Origin of the sequence: Pedobacter aquatilis (assembly GCF_032678425.1) — a bacterium.
GTDB classification, from domain to species: Bacteria; Bacteroidota; Bacteroidia; order Sphingobacteriales; family Sphingobacteriaceae; genus Pedobacter; species Pedobacter aquatilis_B.
Genome location: NZ_JAVTSG010000002.1, coordinates 352618 through 373372, shown reverse-complemented (window position 1 = coordinate 373372; position 20755 = coordinate 352618). Strand labels below are relative to the sequence as shown.

The following is a 20755-nucleotide window of genomic DNA, read 5'->3' as shown; positions in this document are numbered from 1 at the left end:
CTATTATGCACTCGAATTCCCTTTTGAAGTTTCTTTTTCTATTACTATGCTGTGCGCTTTTTAGTTGTTCTCGAGATAAGGTTAAAAGAAATCAAAAAGTTGTTATACAGAAGGTTAATGAAAAATATTCCATCTTAAAAAACGGAAAAATTTTCACTATCAAGGGTGCATCTGGTTATACTAATTTTGCTGAACTTAAAAAAAGTGGTGGCAATGCAGTTAGAATTTGGGATACCACTCACGTAGATCAGATTTTAAACGATGCAAATGATAATGGCATATCTGTAATTGTTGGGCTTCCATTACCCGAAAGTCAATACTTATCTTATTACGATAACCCTACTAAAGTTGCCTCAGATTTTAAAAAAGTAAAAGGCTTAGTTAATCGACTTAAATCTCATCCCGCCCTATTGATGTGGTGTGTAGGGAATGAATTGGTATTTCCAAACAAACCATCGTATCATAACTTTTATAACTCATTTAATGCCATTGTAGATATGATTCATTCGGACGATCCGGATCATCCTGTCACAACAACAATGGTAAATTTCCAAAAAAACGACATTGCTAACATCAAGCTCAGAACCAATGTTGATATCATTTCCTTTAACATTTTTAGCAGAATATCGGAGCTGGAAGAGGATTTGAAAAATTTTAGCTGGTTTTGGGATGGGCCATATTTAATAACCGAATGGGGTATTGACGGGCCTTGGCAAGGGCATTCCCGTACGGCATGGGATGCAAAAATAGAACCAACCAGTACTGCAAAAGCGAAAGCTTATTTAAGCAGATATAAACGATATATGCCTGTTAACGATCCTAGATTTTTAGGATCATTTATTTTTTTTTGGGGGCAGAAACAAGAAATTACGCATACTTGGTTTAGCTTGTTTGATGAGTTTGGAAATAAAACAGAATCCATTACTTCAGCAGAAGAAATATGGAGCGGAAAAGCTGTAAACTTTAATGGGCCAAAAGTTAGTGGCATAACACTGAATAATAAGGTAGCCATAGATAACATTTTCTTGAAACCAAAAGCACTACAAACAGCTCAAATTAAAGTTTTAGGAGATACCAGCAATTTAAAAATTGAATGGGAAATATACCCTGAAGATTGGTTTAAAAAAAATAATGTAAATAATGTAATTAGGCCAATAGCACTAAAAGGACTGGTTTTTAGTCAAAATGGCTTTATGGTAAAATTTACTTCACCTGATATCGAAGGGCCCTATAGATTATTTTCCAAAGTTTTTGATAATAAAGGAAACATAGCCACAGCGAATATTCCATTTTATGTAGTTGATAATGAAGAATAAGCCTGAAATTATAATTGCACCATCAAAATGGGAACGTTTTCGTCTTAGGGTAATGATATTGGCCGGAATTCTTGTAATGCTGCTTTTTTTGAAAGAAATATATAGAGGTACTGCAGAATATCCGGTACTATTTTATATGCTTGCAGCAACAATTATTTATTCATGCTCGAGATTAATTCACGAATGGGTACATTATTTTTATATAACTGTTCCTCCAGCAATATCCACTGGTAGAATATTTTCCGTTGATATTTTTACAACATTTTGCAAAGGCGAACCATATGAAATGATAGAGGAAACGCTGCTGGCCATTGTAAACATAACCTATCCTCATCAATCTTATTTATGTGATGAGTCTGATGATCCCTATCTAAAAGCTTTGTGCGAGCAATTGGGTGTACATCACGTTACCCGAATTGAAAAAGTGAATGCAAAAGCTGGTAACATTAATAATGCATTATTAATTTCTTCGGGTGAGTTGTGTGTGGTTTTAGATCCTGATCATGTGCCTCAACCAAATTTCCTGGATCCAATTGTGGCACATTTTAACGATGAAAAAATTGGCTACGTTCAGATTGTTCAAGCTTATAAAAATTATGGCGAAAGTTTAATAGCTAAAGGAGCTGCTCAGCAAACGTTTCAGTTTTACGGTCCAATTATGATGACCATGAATAAATATGGAACAGTGCTTGCCATTGGTGCCAACTGTACATTCAGAAGAGCAGCACTCGAATCTATTGGGGGCCATGCAGCTGGTTTAGCTGAAGATATGAATACGGCAATGCATCTTCATGCTAAAGGATGGAAATCAATTTATGTTCCTCAGATATTGGCAAGAGGACTTGTTCCATCAACAATGTCTGCATATTATACTCAACAATTAAAATGGGCCCGAGGAGTTTTCGAACTTTTAGTTACTTCCTATCCGAAACTTTTCACAAAATTTACCTGGCAGCAGAAAATTCATTACGCCTTAATCCCACTATATTATTTATCAGGGATTATATTTCTAATTAATTTCCTCATACCCATTCTTTCTTTAATTTTAGATACCAGTCCGATTAATATCGACTTTCTATATTTTATGATGTACGCAGGGCCTTTGGTTCTGCTATCATTTTTAATCAGGCTCTTTGTTCAGCGTTGGGTTATGGAAGAGGAAGAAAGAGGATTTCATGTTGTTGGCGGATTGCTAATGATTGGCACTTGGTGGATATTCCTCACGGGCTTGTATTATACAATTTTAAGGAAGAAAATCCCATACATTCCCACTCCAAAAGATGATAAGGAAGAAGGCAGCTGGAAAATTAATCTTCCTAACATCGCAGTAATAATTATCTCGGTTTTGTCCATAATTTATGGCCTTGCTACAGATTGGAATCCTTATAATTTAATTATGAGTGGTTTTGCAAGTATAAACTGTTTAATTCTATCATTCTCCATAGTTGCAAGTAAGCAGGCATACTTCCGATCGATAAAAAGAAAATCTTCTTCTCTAAACACTACAATATCAGGCTTGGTAGCATTTAAAAAGCGATTTTGGCTTTTAAGAAGATTTCTATATAAACAAATAAGGCGCTCGGCACTGCTTATAGCTGTAGTTATAGCAGGGTTTATGTTTGTGTGGTCTGCAAACCATAAAAATGGAACGGACAAAACGCCGGTTGCCAATTACAACAAGAATATTTTAATTGCTGGTATTTTTGAACCTAACGGTTCCAATGGCTTATCATCAGTAAATAATATTATCAATATCGAAAAACAAAACGATATTAATTTCGGCATTGTATCATTATACCTGTCATGGGGCGATACTGAAAAATGTAAATTCCCAACAAATCTTTTAGATTCTATCTATACAAAAGAAGCTATACCAATGATAACTTGGGAGCCTTGGCAGAGTTTATTTGCCAGCTCAAAAGATTACAAACCTGAAGATGTTGAGAAACACATTTTCAAAAGAATTTTAGAGCATAGATATGATCCATATTTAGAAAGTTTTGCAGATGAACTAAAACGCATTAATAAGCCAATATTTATCCGTTTTGCACACGAAACTGATAACCCTCAGTATCCTTGGAGTTTAACAGGACAAAATAGCGCCGAAGAATTTAGGCAAGCTTGGCAATACATTCATAACTTTTTTTCAAAAAGGAATTTAAATAACGTAATCTGGGTTTGGAATCCATGGAAACCAAGTGCAGTAAACAACTACTTCCCTGGTAAGGCATATGTAGATTGGATTGGGGTTACAAACCTTAACTACAGTATCGATGATAAAGCTATTCAAAGTATGGAACAACTTTATACACCTTTTCATCAGAATCCTATATTTAGAATGGGCTTACCTGTAATGCTTGCCGAAATGGGCACACTAAAAAAGCAAAACGAATGGTTCAAAGAAGCCTCAAAAACATTGGATAATAAGTTTCCTGAAATCAAAGCATTTGTACTGTTTAACAGTGGTGTAGATAAAAATTTACCTAATGGATTTAGTGGACAGACTTTGGATTGGAAAGTAGCTAATTTTTCAAACTTAGAGGGACTTACCCATCCTGGCAGCAAGCGCAATATTTGGTTAAAGGTTAATCAGAATCTTTTAACAAACTCCAGAAATTCAAAAAAAATAGCTTTAAAAAACATTTCATTCCTTAATAAAATTAGAGGAATCAACTACAGGAAAAGCCAAAATTGGTCAAGTAATGGTTTAGTGCTAAAAAAGAAAATCATTGTTAAGGATATGGAAGAAATCAAAAAAATTGGTTTCAATACCATTAAAATATATGGCCTTAGTATTTACGATGAGAATATACTTGAGGTTGCAGATGAAAAAAATCTGAATATAGTATATGGTTTTTGGCTCCCGGATAACATAAGCTTTATTACAGATAGTACGGAGATGAATGGGTATGCTGAAAAAATTATTTCCAACATAGAGAAAAACATAGATAGAAGACAGATTAAGATGTGGAACATTGCAAATAATCCGCTGAAATCTATTCGGTATAGAAATTTTAAACCTGATTTAATAAATGAACAGAACGCTTATTTAGTTTGGCTAAATAAATTAATAAAGAAGATTAATCAAATTGATGGCGTTAGGCCTGTAAGCGTGGACATATATGTAGATGAAAATTTTGATACAGATTACACTCTTTTAGATAAATCCGTTTCTGGTATTGATTGTTTTGGTTTGATTGAGAATCGTAATCCGGAAGTTCGTCCAACCAGTATACCAAATGCATCATTTATGAGCAGTATTACCCCAAATTCTTATCTATCGAATAAGAGTTTAACGGCTGGTATATTTCTTTCTCATTGGCAAGACGAAAAAACTGTCAATTTTGTTTCTCTAAATGGATTAAAAGATAATAAAGGGAAATACAAGCTAGAATCGTATCAAATATCCAATAAATGGCATAACTTAAATCAACAAATAAAAATACCTAAAATTAAGATTTTGCTACCGGCAAATACAATGTGGCCTGGTGCAGAAGTTACATTCCATGCTACTTATTATAACAATAAGCAATGGAAATTGACTAAGGAGTTAACAGAATATAAATTGAGGTGGGAATTAATTAAATATGACCAGTTTGAAAATCCGGTTCAGGTAAAAGAGATTGGTATAGGGAATGAAGTAAATCTAATCGTACCAGAAAATCCCTCACGTTACAAAATAAGATTGTACATTTCAAATGACACACTTGTTAATGTAGCGCAATCCAGGTTGAATATTCCGTTAAAAACCAACCTTTCAGAGAAGTTGTAACTTTAAATTATTTTATCTTGTTTTTCGGACTTACCAAAAATTTCAATTTATTAAATTGTTTTTCAACCAAGTGCCAGGATAGCGTTGCAACAATTACTGTTATAACTGAATAGATTATAAAACAACTAATCTGTGATGATATTATTTTTATAAAAAGACTTATTCCTTTTTTATTTTCTATAAAAAATTCTGGGTCCGAAACATATAATCGGTTATAGATTTTATTAAACACCTGCCAAAAAACAATTGGGACAACTAAGTGATATAAATATATCCCGTAACTAATTTTACCTAAGTAAAGTACAATTTTGCTTTGCAAGAATCTTCCTAAATACCCTTTATATCCAAAAATTGCAATATCAATAAGTTTGTAGGATATTATAGAAAATACGAAGCTGTTTATTACAAAAGAAAAATAGTGAGACTTTACGAAAAACGAAATAATTGCGATTATAATCGATGGGTGTAATAAGTACTTAAAGCATCTAGAAACCCAATGCATCTCATATTCCGCCCTAGAATACTTATATGCCAGTAAACCGCCAATTGCAAAAGAATCAATACAGAATTGCGTTAAAATGTCTTGTGGAATATTTACTGGTGGTATATAAAAGAATATTCTCAGAAAGATTCCTAAAAGAACGATTCCAATCAAGGCTTTAAAAATATATTTTTCAGGTAGGAAAATTATAATTAGAGGCCAAATAATGTAGTATTGTTCTTCAACAGCAAGTGTCCATAAATGAGCTGTTGAAATGGGCCATACCTGTTCATAATATATCTGATAATTTGAAAGGTATGCGAAATACATTGCTGAATTTCTATTAATTTCATCACCAAGTACAGGTATAAACAGTAAGATTATTAAGTACAAATAGTAAGCAGGAAAAATCCTAATACTTCTTCTAAACAGAAAAAAAAAGATTGTCTTGAGACCAGAAACCCCAAGTTCATTTGCTTTGTTTTTCGATGTAATTAATATCTTAGTGATTAAGTAGCTACTTAATACAAAAAAGAAATTTATAAAACCTAAGAAAAAGTAACTTGCTTCTCCAGTAAATACTTTTGCTAACCAATGATAACATAATACAAAAAGAACTGCACAAAACCTTAAACCATCCAACTGCGGATTATACGGAATTACTCTATGAGCATTTTGCTGGTAAGTAGACATTTAGATGCAGGGAGGATTATTTTATGATTAAGATCTCCTGTAAAAATAGAAATAATAGTGATGTATAGTGGGATAAATTAGCTTTTTATACAAATTATTATCCGTTTAGAAAAAATGATTAACTGAAGTTAAAAGCGCATTTAAATTTGAACTCAAACTTAATTAGTATATCTAACTAATTTTTTATTTAGCCACTTCCGCAAAGGCTCATCATAAAAACGTAAGGCCACATAAGCTAGTAAAATTAAACCGCAAGTGGCAGTTAATATAACCAATAAAGCAGTTACATTATTAAGTTGATATATTTTACAATAGTTACTGAGGATGGTAATAAACCAGTAATGAGTTATATACAGCGGGTAAGATAATCTTCCTAAGATATCTGCAGTGTATTTTAATTTATTCGAAATTTGCACACCTGCTGCCAATGCGATTATAGTCGGAAATAATACGGTTACAATAAAGACCTCTACAAGCCAATTATATTTCAAATAAGGCATTGCCAAAGCGACTAAAAGCAATATCATTACAAATATCGGGTTGGCTTTATCTTTGATTCGAATAGAATATCTTTTTATAATTAGGCCTGCAAGAAATGAGAAACTCATTCTTGCTATACCCACAATTAAGGTTTCCGAATGCCACCCACCAGATAAAGTTCCAAACTTATGAGCAAGATAAATTAGTACCAGTAGTGAGCATGAAAATATAAGAATTAACCCCTTACGTGGCAATCTAACTAAAATTAGTATATAAATGATATTGGCTAAATATTCTAAACTTAATGACCAGGATGGTGGATTAAAGGGAAATAAATTTCCGTATCTATTTGATACTGGGATGGTAGTTGGAATCAATACATTGGATTGAAAGTAAGCCGTTACAATTAAGACAGGATTCCAGGATATCGAATAATTAGCCCAGGGATCAAAAAGGTATATGGCAAGCCCCAATACTGAACCCAATATTACCAATGGATGAAGCCTAATCAGCCTACGCTTTATAAAAGGTAAGTAGCCTAGCTTTCCAACCCTATCATCATAAGCGTATGCTATAACAAAGCCGGAAAGACAGAAAAAGAAATCAACCGCTAAAAAACCATGCGCAAAGAGGTTAACATGCTGCTTTTGATAAATAGATTCAAAAAGATGAAATATAACGACAACAATTGCAGCGATACCTCTCAATCCATCCAGGAAAACAAAGTGTTTGGTTTCTTTCATTAACCCTTGAAACATTTAAGCATCCTAATTCGAATCATTAAAACTAATCATTTTTCAGGGGAAGCCACTAGCTTATAATTTGATTTTTGTTAAAAATCTAAAGGCCCTAATCTTTTCATATTCCTCAATATAAGATACTGGCGATGCCTGATGTAAGGAGTTGCATTTTTAGGTGTCCATCTACGCGGGTTTGGGAAACACGAAGCAATTAAAGCAGCCTGGTTACGGCTAAGTTTATGGCAAGATTTATTGTAATATTCCTGGGCAGCAGCTTCTGCACCGTAAATACCATCGCCCATTTCAATAACATTTAAGTAAACTTCTAAAATCCGTTCTTTGCTCCAGAAAATCTCAATTAACAAAGTAAAGTAAGCTTCGAAACCTTTTCTAATCCACGAACGACCGGGCCATAAAAACACATTTTTTGCAGTTTGCTGAGAAATGGTGCTTCCACCCTTTATTTTCTTACCCTTAGCATTGCTGGCAAATGCTTTTTCTATCGACTTAAAATCGAAACCAATATGTTTAAGGAAAAGCTGGTCTTCGGCAGAAACCGCCGCACGTTTCATATTATCTGAAATATCTTCAAACTTTACCCACTTTTTCTCCAGTTTAAAAGGCTTTCCATCTGCTTTGCGTTCAATGTTGCGCAAAACCATCAATAAGGTTATCGGTGGATTAATAAAACGTAAGGCAATAACCCAGATAACCGAAACCAATAAAAAATAGATAAATACCTTAGTTGCAATATTAATTGTCTTTTTTAGCCAAGGTCTTTTTGCTGTTGATTTCGATTTAGTGCTTCGTCTTTTCGCCATGTAGCAAAGTTAATAAAATCTTAATCTTGCTATAATTTCAAACTTTCCCTTTCTGACACTTTGAATACTTAATTTTAAATATGCTTAAACATATTTGCATTTCATTGGTTAAATCAGAAACAAAATTATGAGTCAGAAAACAGTTTTAATAACAGGCGGAAGCAAAGGAATAGGTTACGGAATTGCAGAATCTTTATTAAAGAATGGTTATAAAGTTGCGATTACAAGCAGAACTATAAATAGTGCAAACGAAGCAGCATCTAAATTGGTTGCACATGGTGATGTATTGGCAATTGAAGCAGATGTTAAAGATTTTGCATCGCAGCAAGAAGCCGTAAATTTAATTATCGAAAAATGGGGTCGAATGGATGTTTTAATTGCCAATGCAGGTGTTGGGCATTTTGCACCAATTGATGAGATAGAGGTTAAAGATTGGAATGATATTATCGATACCAACTTAACAGGTGTATTTTATAGTATTAAAGCTACTGTTGCAGAAATCAAGAAAACACAAGGACATATATTTACCATTTCAAGTTTAGCAGGAACAAACTTCTTTGCTGGTGGTTCTGCTTATAATGCCAGTAAATTTGGTTTAACAGGTTTTACGCAATCTGTAATGCTCGATTTAAGAAAATACGGTGTTAAAGTAAGTACAATTATGCCGGGTTCTGTAGCCAGTCATTTCAACGAGCACAATCCTAACGAACAAGATGATGCCTGGAAAATTCAACCTGAAGACATGGGGAAATTAATTGTTGATTTATTGGCGATGCCTGCCAGAACTTTACCAAGTAAGGTAGAGATAAGACCGACGACACCTAAAGGATAAAAAAAGCCTCCCGATTCTCGGGAGGCTTTTTTGCTAAAGTGTATCAGCTGAAACACGTTTACTTACAAAATGTCTGGTTGTAGTATTGTTTATTTTTAATTGTTCTTCAGCATTATCAATTTCTTTAATGATATCCTTACTATCTTTTTTGTCATAATCATTATTAAAAAGCCCTTCAGCTTCCTTTCGTGCATTAGGAAAATCCTCCAGCATTACATATATAAATCCTAAATTAAAAAATGCTGAATAACGCATTTTCTTATCCGACTTATCATCTTTGCTAAATCTGGTTTTGACATCATTAAAATAATCAATAACAGGCTTGAAACTTTCCTTTATTTCTGGAGTGATAGGTTGATTTCCTCGAATAAGCAAAGATGCGGCTTTTAGCTGTTCTATCATTTTGTTATTAAGCTCAAATTCGGAATGTTTCTTCTCGCCCTGGAACCAAATTAGATAATTATATTTTGCCTGGCGATATCCATATTTATTAGTAATTATACTATTCGATTGGTCTATCCTGCTCTTTACCGCTTCAGTTATCAGATTTGATTTAATTGTTTCCTTGTTATTATTCCAATAACTTGATGCTTCAGACCTTGTTGAATATTCTGACGAGTTATGGGTTAACTTAGAATACTGAGTTTGTAATACACTATTCATTAAATCATGGCCTAAGATATTATTTACTAAACGAAAACTCCCGGAAAACGAATATGTTATTACAGCCCAATAATAATATTTCCTGCCAGTTTCTTTTCCTGTTTTGTCTTTAGTAATCTCTACCCGCTCTTTAATTTCGGCATTATCTATCATAAAGTCGCCAAACTTAAATTGAACTGATAAATCTGCTTTTGTTTTTTTATCAACTTTCTGAAAACCAGAAATATTACCTCTGTCTTCGATTTCTGAAGCTGATATGTTAGCGCTTGAGGTATTAAGAGTTGCAGATACATTATAAGATTTGTATTCTGCAGGAAGTGGGTTACTTGGTAAAGAAGTAAAAGCATATGTAGCGTATGCTCTATCCAAATCTACCTTCTGAGCGTTTGCAAAAGAATAGATCAAAAGACTAATTAAAATGGTAATTTTTGATTTCATACTTGGTTTTTCCGTTTTTAAAGACAAAAAGGTTACCAAATGCATAATATGCCACTGTATATCAATTGACCATTAAAATTTTAATTTTAAAAAACTTATAGCGAAAAAAAATCCCCAACAGAGAATAGAATTGAGCATACCATTCTACAAAAATGAGTGCATAAAAAAAGTCCTTTCAAATTAATGAAAGGACTTTTTTTATGTTTTAAAGAAATGCTTATTCAGCGATAACTTCGAAAGGAACCTGAACTTTCACTTCTTTGTGTAAGTTTAAGTTAGCAACATATTCGCCAACAAATTTAGGTTCAGTTTCGAAAGTAATACGACGACGGTCAACATCAAAACCTTGAGCTTTTAATGCTTCAGCGATTTGGATAGTATTAACAGCACCAAATATTTTACCGCTTTCGCCTGCCTTAGCACCGATAGAAAGTTTAACCTCAGTTAAACGCTCAGCAATACCTTCAGCATCTTTCTTAATTTTATCTTGTTTAAAAGCAGCTTGCTTTAAGTTTTCAGCTAAAACTTTTTTTGCAGAAACAGTAGCTAAAGTTGCAAATCCTTGCGGAATTAAATAGTTACGACCATAACCTGGCTTTACTGTAACGATATCGTCTTTCTCGCCTAATGATTTAATATCTTGTTTTAAAATAATTTCCATATCAAATCCTCCTATTTTAATTGGTCAGCAACGAAAGGTAACAAACCGATGTGGCGAGCACGCTTTACAGCTTGAGCCACTTTACGTTGAAATTTTAACGAAGTACCAGTTAAACGGCGTGGTAATAATTTACCTTGATCGTTAATGAATTTTAACAAAAAGTTTGCGTCTTTGTAATCAATGTATTTAATACCATTTTTTCTGAAACGGCAATATTTTTTACGGTTATCCTCTACTTTAGGGGCAGTAACGTATTGAATTTGTTCTCTTGCCATTACGCTGCAACCTCCTTAGTTTTTTTGTTGAACGCACCGCTGCGTTTTTTTGCGTTGTAAGCAACTGCATGTTTGTCTAACCTGATGGTTAAGAAACGTAACACACGCTCATCACGCTTTAATTGTAACTCTAATTTAGCAATCAAATCACCTGGAGCATTATACTCAGTTAAATTGAAAAATCCGTTTGATTTTTTAGCGATCGGATACGCTAATTTTCTTAAACCCCAATTATCTTCGTGGATAATTTCGGCTCCGCCATCAGTAAGAACAGCTTTGAATTTAGCCATAGCTTCTTTCGCAACTTCTTCTGATAACAACGGGGTTAGAACGATAACAGTTTCGTACTGATTCATTGTTATAAAATTTTTTAATTTTTTAATCCCGAGGTATATTACGGGGTTGCAAAAGTAACAATATAATTCTTAAAATCAAACCTTTAATAGAAAAACTACAAAAATGATTTCATTAAAATCATTTTTCTTCTGCCTGATTTATAAGCAACTATCATGAAATAACCTTAAATATCTGCATCATTAATACTTCACGCAAAGTAAACGATATCAGAGCTGCTGTAAATCGGCTTAATCTTTGCTTCGAATACCATTAAATTTTAAACAAAAATCTATTTAAATGAAAAAAAACAAACTACAGGTATTATCCCAAAAAATAGCTGTCTTATTTTTAATATGTACTACGCTTCTGCTCTCAGCCTGTTCAGAAACACCTGAAAAATTCTTTGATATCGCAATCCTTAATACTAATATGGTAAATGATTTTGCAAGCCCAAATCTAGCACGTCACATTAACGATGAAACTAAAGAATATCCGGATATCCCATCCAGCAAGAAGAAAGGAGATGAGGCTTCAACAAACATCAATAACAAAGCTTTATACCTGGAACAAGCACTGGAAAAGGTAAAAAAACTTTCTGCTTCCGGCGCTGAGGAAGAGGAAATAAAAAAACAATCTATTCAGCTTTACGAATTGGTAATTCCGGTTTATAAAAATGAATACTTAGCATACGCCGAAATCTGCGATAAAAAAGGAAGTCAGGCAGATAAGGATGCAATCATTCAAAAAATTGAGCAGCAGTATGGAGCCCGCTTCAATAAAAATTATGATACCTTATTGGAACTTGGGGAAAAGTACGCAGCAGAACACAACATACAGGTTAACTGGGGCAATTAGTCGCGAAAAACAATATTCGGTAAATATAAAAGGGGGTTATCTGAGCAGATAATCCCCTTTTATATTTATTAAATTACTAAACGTATCGGGTTAGGGTAAATTAGTAACCTTCTGACTTAAAAACTGACTAAAGTCTGCACACCCACCCATAACACAAAAAGGGTTACCTTACAGGCAACCCTTTCTACTTAATTATAAAATCTAATTAGCGAGATTCTATTGTTTTGCTGAACTGTTGTTTGTTTGTTTTAACGATAAATGTTAATTCTTTTGATGGCGTACCACTGATGTTGAATTTCTTAGTCAACTTTGCTTTATCGGTAAAAGTACCTTTGTAAAGTTGGTCGTTATATTCGTTTATAATTTCAACTTCAATCGGACCTTTATCGGCATTATCGATATCAAGGGTTACCATACCGTCCTTTTTAATTACAGCTGGCTTGAAAAGTTCTGTAATTTTTGGTGCAGCAACTTCTGCTTTATCATCTTCGATATGGATTGGATATTGCGCCAATTGTGAACCCGAAGTTACGTTTAATACGTAATCGCCATCAGGCAATGCATTTAAATCGTAAGTTTTAGTAGATGCGCCCGAAGCGTGGATGTTTTCCTCGTAGATTAATTTATTATCGGTTAAGTCGTTAATGCTTAATTCGATGTCTTTCGCCTCATCGATAAAGAAACGAATGGATTTATTATTTTCTGCTTTAACTTTTAAGGTAACAACTTCATCATTTGCTTTTACACCTGGAGCTGCAAATATTGCTGCTACAACAAGGCTAATTTTTATAAAGTTTTTCATGTTTATGTATGCTTTAGGATGAACAATTATTTAACACCACTAAATTACCACAGTATAAAACACATAGTTGATTGTATATTTTCAAATATATATGCTATTTTACCCCTAAATAACAAATTCATATACAAAAGAATCAATTTACTATATTTTAATTATTATTTTTGTGTAGAAAAATGAAAAAACTAAGGCCAAGTTTCGAAATAATTGAACCCTCTTTTGGTAGCTCATTTTATTACTCTAAATATGTAGAGAATGAGAACAATAAGGCGCACCTATGGCATTACCACCCGGAGATAGAAATGGTTTTTGTAAATGGTGGTTCTGGCAAGCGGCAAATCGGTAGCCATGTTTCTTATTATAACGATGGTGATTTAATATTAATTGGAAGCAATTTACCCCATTGCGGCTTTACTGATGTTGACACCGGTAATAAAACAGAAGTTGTTATACAAATGAAACCTGATTTTTTAGGTGCTGATTTTTTAACACTTAAAGAAACCAGGGGAATTGCCAACTTATTTGAAAAGGCTAAATATGGAATTGCATTCGGCAGAGATACCATGAAACTTGTTGGCCCGACATTGGAAAAGATGCACAATGCCTGGCCGCTTGAAAAATTACTGGCTTTATTAGGTATATTGAGAGAATTGGAGCAGGCATCTGACTACAAACTGCTAAATGCCCAAAGTTTTTCCCTGGAAATGCAGGTGCAGGATAACGACAGGATAAACATGGTTTTTAATTATGTAAAAGATCATTTTCTCGATGAAATCAGTCTGGAATATATTGCTGATATGTGCAGCATGACGGTTCCCTCCTTTTGCCGGTATTTTAAGAAGATAACAAAGAAAACCTTTACCCGATTTGTTAACGAATACCGAATTGTACACGCATCGAAGCTTTTAGCAGAGAAACCCACCAGCATTGCAAATATTTGCTTTGAAAGTGGTTTTAATAATTTCAGCCATTTCAATAAGCTTTTTAAGGAGTTTACGGGTAAGAGTGCTTCGCAGTATAGGCAGGAGTTGAAGGCAGTGATGAGGTAGCTTTAGTCTTTAGTCTTTAGTCTTTAGTCTTTAGGGTAAATTGTTTAATTGTTTAATTGCTATTTGAAAATTGAATATTGAATATTGGTCACTTCAACTTTTCAACATTCCAACTTCCCTACTCCCCAACTCAACAAAAATTCCTATTTTCGTGCCGATGGAAAATTTTATTGTTTCTGCCCGTAAATATCGCCCGGCTACATTTGAAACTGTAGTTGGACAATTGCATATTACCGGAACTTTAAAAAATGCCATTAAAAACAATCAACTTGCGCAGGCCTTTTTATTTTGCGGTCCGCGAGGTGTTGGTAAAACCACTTGTGCCCGTATTTTAGCCAAAACCATTAACTGTACTAATCCTACAGCAGAAATGGAAGCTTGCGGCGAGTGCGACAATTGCCAGTCTTTCCAAAACGGACATTCTTTTAACGTACACGAATTAGATGCGGCATCGAACAACTCTGTTGATGATATCCGTAGTTTAATTGAGCAGGTAAGAATACCGCCGCAAGCCGGAAAGTATAAAATTTATATTATTGATGAGGTTCATATGCTATCTCAAAGTGCGTTCAATGCCTTTTTGAAAACTTTAGAAGAACCACCATCTTACGCTATATTTATATTAGCAACCACCGAAAAGCATAAAATTTTACCCACGATTTTATCCCGTTGTCAGATTTTTGATTTTAACCGCATACAGGTTGAAGACATTTCTGCACATCTTGCTAAAATTGCCCAAAGGGAAAACATTGCTTTTGAGGCCGATGGCTTACACATCATTGCACAAAAAGCCGATGGCGGTTTGCGTGATGCGCTTTCCATGTTCGACCAGATTGCCAGTTATGCAAACAAAAACATTACTTATAAAGCCGTAATTGATAACCTGAATATTTTAGATTATGATTACTTTTTTAAGTTAACGTCTTTTCTAACTGCTGCAGAAGTAAGCCAGACCTTATTGTTGTTTGATGAAATATTGAATAACGGTTTCGATGGAAATAACTTCATCAATGGTTTAGCTACGCATTTCCGTAATTTATTGGTTGGTAAAGATGCCGCAACAATCAAATTGCTGGAGGTAAGTGAAAACATCAGACAAAAATACCTGGAGCAATGTAAGCAAACAGAATTATCATTTTTGTTAACGGCATTGAATTTAGCCAACGCTTGCGACTTAAACTATAAAAACTCCAAGAACCAGCGCTTACAAGTAGAACTCGCACTGATAAAAATGTGCCACATCCGGTCGGTGGTTCAACTCGCTCAACAGCCTTTAAACAACAATAACACAGCAACTGACGCAGATCAGGATAAAAAAAAAACTAATGTCGTAGCTGGGGAAGCGGAAAGCATAAAGCTGAAGGCTGAAAGCGAAAAGCCGAAAGCGGAAAGTGAAAGTCCTAAACCTATTAGTCAAGCACCTGTTGCTACAGTTGCAGAAGAAAAACCAAAGGAAGCGCCAAGAGTTTCACCTATACCATCTGCAACTTCTATTAGCATAAAAATTCCCAAAGCCAATGCAGGCAGTACGCTTATTCCATCCTTAAATGATTTGGAGCGTGTGGCCAGTGGAGAAGATGATGGCGAACCCAAAACTGTTACCGGCGATTCACGAGAGCCTTTTACCCAGGAAAGATTAGTAGAGGTTTGGAGCGATTACTGCGAGAAACTCAAAAAAGACAATAAGATAAACACTTATACCATATTGAATAATTTCCCGCCCCTGCTTAAATCGGCAGAGGAAATTGTAATTTCTGTTGAAAGTAAAACTCAGGAAGATTTGGTACAGGCAGAATCGGTAGAGTTGCTTAATTATTTACGCAATACGCTTCGCAACTTTGGTATCGTAGTTTCTTATTTACATGCTGAACGTAAATTAGAAAAGAGGCTTTATACCTCTAAAGAACGTTACGAATATTTACTGAATAAAAACCCGAAACTTGATGAATTGAGAAGACGGTTTAACCTGGATGTGAATCCATAATCAGTTTGCAGCATCTATCAATACCACAAACTGATTACTGATTAAAAAATATTATTTCTCAGGTGCATCATTAATCGGATAACCTTCTTCATCTAAATCATCACGGTTATCTTCTGGTGTGCGGGCTAAAATTTCATCCTCTGGGTTTAGTTTTACACTTTCACCATTATCTACATGCATACCTAACTCCTCTAAATTATCGTCTGCAATTTCTTCATTGCGGGCATATTCATCGCCCACGTAAGGGTTTGCTTCATCATAAGTAGAATCATCATCAACCGCACCAGCCGCAACAGTTTCGTAGCCCATCGGGTGATCATAGTCCTTGTCCTCTCCCTTTACATCTAATTCGTAACTCTGTTTATGTTTATCGTAAGATAAGTTTTCCTTATTAATTTCACTGTTTTGTGTAGTGCTGTGGATTTTATCCTGCGAGCCTTTATTTTCTTTATCTGCCATGATGGTATCTCCTATTTTTATTTATTATAACAATGGCTTATGGTGTATGGTTTTAATAGCCTTGAGATTCTTTGACCTAGAATTCATTCTAAATTTTATTTATAAAATATAACATAGCCTATCAAAAAGGCAGTGTCACGGTTCAATAAGGCAATGTCAAAATTAAATAAGTCAGTGGCAAAATTAAATAAGATAGTGGCAAAATTAAATAAGACAGTGGAAAAGTTAAATAAGGCAGTGGAAAAATTAAATAAGGCAGTGGCAAAATTAAATAAGATAGTGGCAAAATTAAATAAGACAGTGGCAAAGTTAAATAAGACAGTGGAAAAGTTAAATAAGGCAGTGGAAAAATTAAATAAGGAAGTGGCACGATTCAACAAGGCAAGGGTAAGAAACTATGTACCTAAAATGAAATTTATCTTTCTTTATATGGCTAACAAACAATTAATTTTACAATACGAGCCATGCAAGCAAACTTAAGCTCAATTGTATAAGGTGGTGAGTATTTAAAAATATAACTCATTTCAAATGAAACGAATCATATTAATTATCGGCTTTGCGTTTTTAATATTAAGCTTACACGCTCAAAAAGATGCAAGAACGAAAATTGCTGTAAACAAAAAAACAAAAACCCAACAGGCAAATCTCTTTTCGTTGCGAGAGATAAAGAGTGAAAATATCATAAAAATTATTCCACCAAAAAATTCAAATTTTAAACTCCCTGACAGTTCTGCAAAAATTCAATCTATTAAAAGAAGTGACTTCAACGCAGATGGAAAGATAGATTTATTGGTTTATTTGGGTGCTTGCGGCACAGGTGGTTGCATGTATGGCTTATTCTTAAACCAACACAATAATTATTACAAATTGGCTTTTATGAACTATTTAAAAAATGCAAAATTTAAAAAAGAAAAAAATGGTTTGCTGTCAATTCATTCATCAGAAGAAACAGAGGCCTATGATCCTTCTAAACTTCAAATTACAAAATACAAATTCAACAAAAATAAATATCAGTATGAGGTAGATACGACTTTTTTGTACATTGATAAATAATCAAAAGATTCAGCAAATAAGAGATCATAACGCATTTAGCAAAAAGTTTGAAACCTGATAAGCAAACAAGTTTAGTTAAAAGCACATATAATTATATAAAATAAACGCATTATGATAGTATCATATGATATTATCATCTTTTAATATTTTAAACCAAATGGAACAAACCAATCTATCCGAATTAACAGATGAACAATTATTACTAGAGGCCAAACAATTAAAATCATTCTCGATTATGAATGCTTTTATTATAGGTTTCCTGGTCGGAATAGTATTATTTAGTATTTACTTTAGCGCTTACACCATCGCTTTGCTTATTCCTCTTTTTCTGATCTACAAAATAACCAACGACCCTAAAAATAAACGAGCGAAAGAACTGCAAGCCATTTTAAAAGAACGTAACATAAAATAAACCGCAATGGTTTAATTTTCATTTGCCATACAAGACATTTAAAGAAATATAATTGACAAATTAGTTCCGTGTATTCTGTGTTTCCGTGGCAAATATTTTTTTTTAATTTTCATTTTACCATATAAAGCATTTGAGAAAATATAAGTGGCTAATTATTTTCCGTGTATTCTATGTTTCCGCGGCAAATATTTTTAGAGATTAATACCTTTACTACGCAAAAACCCCGATAAAAAAATTACCGGGGTTTCTTATACTTAAAAAATATTTAAACTTATAAACTTGCTAAAGCACTGTTTAAAGTAGCACTTGGACGCATTGCCTGACCAGCCAACTCATCATTAGGATTATAATAACCACCAATTTCTTGTGGTTTACCTTGCGCTGAAATTAACTCTTCATTAATCTTCGCTTCATTTTCAGTTAAAGCTTTTGCCAATGGCGCAAAACGAGCCTGCAATTCAGCATCTTTAGTTTGAGCAGCTAATGCTTCAGCCCAATATAATGCCAAATAGAAGTGTGAACCACGGTTATCGATAGTACCTAATTTTCTACCTGGAGATTTATCAGTCGCTAAGAATTTAGCATTAGCTTCATCCAAAGCATCAGCTAAAACCTGTGCTTTCGCATTGTTTTGTGTTTGCGATAAATGCTCTAAAGAAGCCTGAAGCGCTAAAAATTCGCCAAGCGAATCCCAACGTAAATAACCTTCTTCAATAAATTGCTCAATATGTTTAGGTGCAGAACCACCAGCACCTGTTTCAAATAAACCACCACCATTCATTAATGGAACGATAGATAACATTTTAGCAGAAGTTCCTAATTCTAAAATCGGGAATAAATCTGTCAAGTAATCACGCAATACGTTACCCGTTACCGAGATGGTGTCTTCACCTTTACGAATACGCTCTAAAGTAAATTTAGTTGCATCAATCGGAGCAAGAATGCGGATATCTAGTCCAGCAGTATCATGATCTGCTAAATACTTGTTAACCTTGGCAATGATTTGGCTATCGTGCGCTCTGTTTTCATCTAACCAGAAAACTGCAGGCGTTTCTGATAAGCGTGCTCTGTTAACGGCCAATTTAACCCAATCCTGAATTGGAGCATCTTTAGTTTGGCACATGCGGAAAATATCGCCTTGCTCTACTTTTTGGTCGAAGAAAACTTTACCATCTGCATCCGTTACACGGATAACACCAGAAGACGTTGCCTGGAAAGTTTTATCGTGTGAGCCATATTCTTCAGCTTTTTGAGCCATTAAACCAACATTTGGAACAGAACCCATTGTGGTTACATCAAAAGCACCGTGTGCTTTACAATCATCAATAGTTGCAGTATAAACACCAGCATAACAACGATCTGGAATTAAAGCGATTGTATCTTGTGGTTTACCTTCTTTGTTCCACATTTGGCCCGAAGTACGAATCATTGCAGGCATTGAAGCATCAACAATAACATCACTTGGAACGTGTAAGTTGGTAATGCCTTTATCAGAATTTACCATTGCCAAAGCCGGACCGTTTTCAATTGCTGCCGCTAAAGCTGCTTCAACCTCTGCTTGTTGTGCATGGCCGGCAATTTTAGCGTAAACATCTCCTAAACCATTACGGGTATCTACATTTAATGAAGCAAATAAATCAGCATATTTTGCAAAAACATCAGTAAAGTAAACTTCTACAATTGCACCGAAAATAATTGGGTCGGAAACCTTCATCATCGTTGCCTTTAAGTGCGCTGATAATAAAACACCAGCAGCTTTTGCTTCTTCGATTTCTTTAGCTACAAAAGATTTTAGTGCCGATAAACTCAACGCCGAGCTATCAATCACTTCGCCTGCTTTTAATGGTGCTAAACCTTTTAATTCAGTTACCGTTCCATCAGCCGCAACAAATTCAATTTTAAATTGAGCTGCAGTTTCAACAGTAGTCGATTTTTCAGAACCATAAAAGTCGCCTTCGCTCATGCTGGCCACTTTTGTTTTGGAATCTGCCGACCATTTACCCATTGAATGTGGATTGGCTTTCGCGTAATTTTTAACCGCTTTCGGTGCTCTTCTATCTGAGTTACCTTCACGTAAAACCGGATTTACAGCCGAACCTAAAACTTTAGCATATTTTGCTTTAATTTCTTTTTCTTCTTCCGTTTGTGCATTTCCAGGATAGTTTGGAACAGCAAAACCTTGTGCTTGCAATTCGGTAATTGCACCAACCAATTGTGGAATAGATGCAGAAATATTAGGTAATTTAATGATGTTAGCTTCTGGTGTTGTTGCCAAGCCTCCAAGTTCTGCCAATGCATCACCAATTTTTTGGTCATCTTTTAAATACTCAGGAAAGTTTGCCAAAATTCTTCCTGCTAAAGAAATATCTCTGGTTTCTACATCAATACCTGCTGATGCGGTAAAAGCTTGTACAATAGGTAAAAGTGAGTAGGTTGCCAACATTGGCGCCTCATCGGTTTTGGTGTAGATAATTTTTGATGTATTTGACATGTTTTAATTTGATTTTTACTAATTAATTAACAAGAAATCGGATTTAGAATAAAATCCAGAATTTTAAAATCGCCTAAAGATAAAATAAACAGATGAATTAAGGAACATTGTAAAGTTAATTCTCGGGTTCACTCTATCTATTTTT

General features: G+C 34.3%; 19 protein-coding genes. 9 read left to right on the top strand and 10 right to left on the bottom strand.

The annotated features are described in order from the left end of the window. Positions 1–5 precede the first annotated feature (5 nt). Both R2Q16_RS07560 and R2Q16_RS07555 read left to right on the top strand, forming a co-directional pair. Positions 6–1316 carry a glycoside hydrolase family 2 TIM barrel-domain containing protein gene (locus R2Q16_RS07560; RefSeq protein ID WP_316736210.1) on the top strand — a complete coding sequence of 437 codons (1311 nt, stop codon included), beginning with the start codon at positions 6–8 and terminating at the stop codon, positions 1314–1316. Further along, positions 1306–5088, top strand: a complete 3783-nt coding sequence (locus R2Q16_RS07555) for a glycosyltransferase family 2 protein (RefSeq protein ID WP_316736209.1) — start codon at positions 1306–1308, stop codon at positions 5086–5088. The genes R2Q16_RS07560 and R2Q16_RS07555 overlap by 11 nt, the downstream gene beginning before the upstream one ends. A gap of 7 nt (positions 5089–5095) precedes the next feature. On the opposite strand, the gene R2Q16_RS07550 is transcribed toward R2Q16_RS07555, so the two are convergent. The 3 genes from R2Q16_RS07550 to mtgA all read right to left on the bottom strand — a co-directional run bounded on the left by R2Q16_RS07550 (position 5096) and on the right by mtgA (position 8303). Next, positions 5096–6262 carry an acyltransferase gene (locus R2Q16_RS07550; protein WP_316736207.1) on the bottom strand — a complete coding sequence of 389 codons (1167 nt, stop codon included), beginning with the start codon at positions 6260–6262 and terminating at the stop codon, positions 5096–5098. 158 nt (positions 6263–6420) lie between these two features. Then, positions 6421–7485 carry an acyltransferase gene (locus R2Q16_RS07545; RefSeq protein ID WP_316736205.1) on the bottom strand — a complete coding sequence of 355 codons (1065 nt, stop codon included), beginning with the start codon at positions 7483–7485 and terminating at the stop codon, positions 6421–6423. An 89-nt stretch (positions 7486–7574) separates the two neighbouring features. Next, complete coding sequence (gene mtgA / locus R2Q16_RS07540; protein WP_316736203.1) at positions 7575–8303, bottom strand: monofunctional biosynthetic peptidoglycan transglycosylase; 729 nt, start codon at positions 8301–8303, stop codon at positions 7575–7577. A gap of 127 nt (positions 8304–8430) precedes the next feature. Between mtgA and R2Q16_RS07535 the strand changes: the two genes are divergently transcribed. Next, a complete protein-coding gene (locus tag R2Q16_RS07535; RefSeq protein WP_316736202.1) occupies positions 8431–9135 on the top strand; it encodes an SDR family oxidoreductase in 705 nt (234 codons plus the stop codon). A gap of 33 nt (positions 9136–9168) precedes the next feature. Here R2Q16_RS07535 and R2Q16_RS07530 read toward each other — a convergent pair whose 3' ends face one another. From R2Q16_RS07530 to rpsF, 4 genes are all read right to left on the bottom strand, one after another. Further along, positions 9169–10236, bottom strand: coding sequence for a hypothetical protein (locus R2Q16_RS07530; protein WP_316736200.1), 1068 nt, complete (start codon positions 10234–10236; stop codon positions 9169–9171). Positions 10237–10453: 217 nt separating this feature from the next. Next, positions 10454–10897 carry a 50S ribosomal protein L9 gene (gene rplI, locus R2Q16_RS07525; protein ID WP_316736198.1) on the bottom strand — a complete coding sequence of 148 codons (444 nt, stop codon included), beginning with the start codon at positions 10895–10897 and terminating at the stop codon, positions 10454–10456. Positions 10898–10908: 11 nt separating this feature from the next. Further along, positions 10909–11172: a 30S ribosomal protein S18 gene (gene rpsR, locus R2Q16_RS07520; RefSeq protein ID WP_056093004.1), complete on the bottom strand. Its 264-nt coding sequence runs from the start codon at positions 11170–11172 to the stop codon at positions 10909–10911. Then, a complete protein-coding gene (rpsF, locus tag R2Q16_RS07515; RefSeq protein WP_290239999.1) occupies positions 11172–11528 on the bottom strand; it encodes a 30S ribosomal protein S6 in 357 nt (118 codons plus the stop codon). The genes rpsR and rpsF overlap by 1 nt, the downstream gene beginning before the upstream one ends. Before the next feature lie 277 nt (positions 11529–11805). On the opposite strand from rpsF, the gene R2Q16_RS07510 reads away from it, so the two are divergent. Further along, positions 11806–12363, top strand: a complete 558-nt coding sequence (locus R2Q16_RS07510) for a hypothetical protein (RefSeq protein ID WP_316736194.1) — start codon at positions 11806–11808, stop codon at positions 12361–12363. Between the two features lie 205 nt (positions 12364–12568). Here R2Q16_RS07510 and R2Q16_RS07505 read toward each other — a convergent pair whose 3' ends face one another. Continuing rightward, the gene (locus tag R2Q16_RS07505; protein WP_316736193.1) at positions 12569–13165 is read right to left on the bottom strand and encodes a hypothetical protein; all 597 of its coding nucleotides are present in this window, start codon (positions 13163–13165) and stop codon (positions 12569–12571) included. Between the two features lie 173 nt (positions 13166–13338). Here R2Q16_RS07505 and R2Q16_RS07500 point away from each other — a divergent pair, with 173 nt between their 5' ends. Further along, the gene (locus tag R2Q16_RS07500; protein ID WP_316736192.1) at positions 13339–14211 is read left to right on the top strand and encodes an AraC family transcriptional regulator; all 873 of its coding nucleotides are present in this window, start codon (positions 13339–13341) and stop codon (positions 14209–14211) included. Between the two features lie 157 nt (positions 14212–14368). Then, entirely contained in the window at positions 14369–16195 is a 1827-nt protein-coding gene (locus R2Q16_RS07495) for a DNA polymerase III subunit gamma/tau (protein WP_316736191.1), read from the top strand. Between the two features lie 51 nt (positions 16196–16246). Here R2Q16_RS07495 and R2Q16_RS07490 read toward each other — a convergent pair whose 3' ends face one another. Beyond that, positions 16247–16654, bottom strand: coding sequence for a hypothetical protein (locus R2Q16_RS07490; RefSeq protein ID WP_316736190.1), 408 nt, complete (start codon positions 16652–16654; stop codon positions 16247–16249). A 153-nt stretch (positions 16655–16807) separates the two neighbouring features. Between R2Q16_RS07490 and R2Q16_RS07485 the strand changes: the two genes are divergently transcribed. The 3 genes from R2Q16_RS07485 to R2Q16_RS07475 all read left to right on the top strand — a co-directional run bounded on the left by R2Q16_RS07485 (position 16808) and on the right by R2Q16_RS07475 (position 18119). Next, positions 16808–17134, top strand: a complete 327-nt coding sequence (locus R2Q16_RS07485; protein ID WP_316736189.1) for a hypothetical protein — start codon at positions 16808–16810, stop codon at positions 17132–17134. Positions 17135–17182: 48 nt separating this feature from the next. Next, the gene (locus tag R2Q16_RS07480; protein WP_316736188.1) at positions 17183–17707 is read left to right on the top strand and encodes a hypothetical protein; all 525 of its coding nucleotides are present in this window, start codon (positions 17183–17185) and stop codon (positions 17705–17707) included. Between the two features lie 157 nt (positions 17708–17864). Then, a complete protein-coding gene (locus R2Q16_RS07475) occupies positions 17865–18119 on the top strand; it encodes a hypothetical protein (RefSeq protein WP_316736187.1) in 255 nt (84 codons plus the stop codon). 271 nt (positions 18120–18390) lie between these two features. On the opposite strand, the gene R2Q16_RS07470 is transcribed toward R2Q16_RS07475, so the two are convergent. Then, on the bottom strand, positions 18391–20610 hold the full coding sequence (locus R2Q16_RS07470; RefSeq protein WP_316736185.1) for an NADP-dependent isocitrate dehydrogenase: 2220 nt from the start codon (positions 20608–20610) through the stop codon (positions 18391–18393). Positions 20611–20755: the final 145 nt, after the last annotated feature.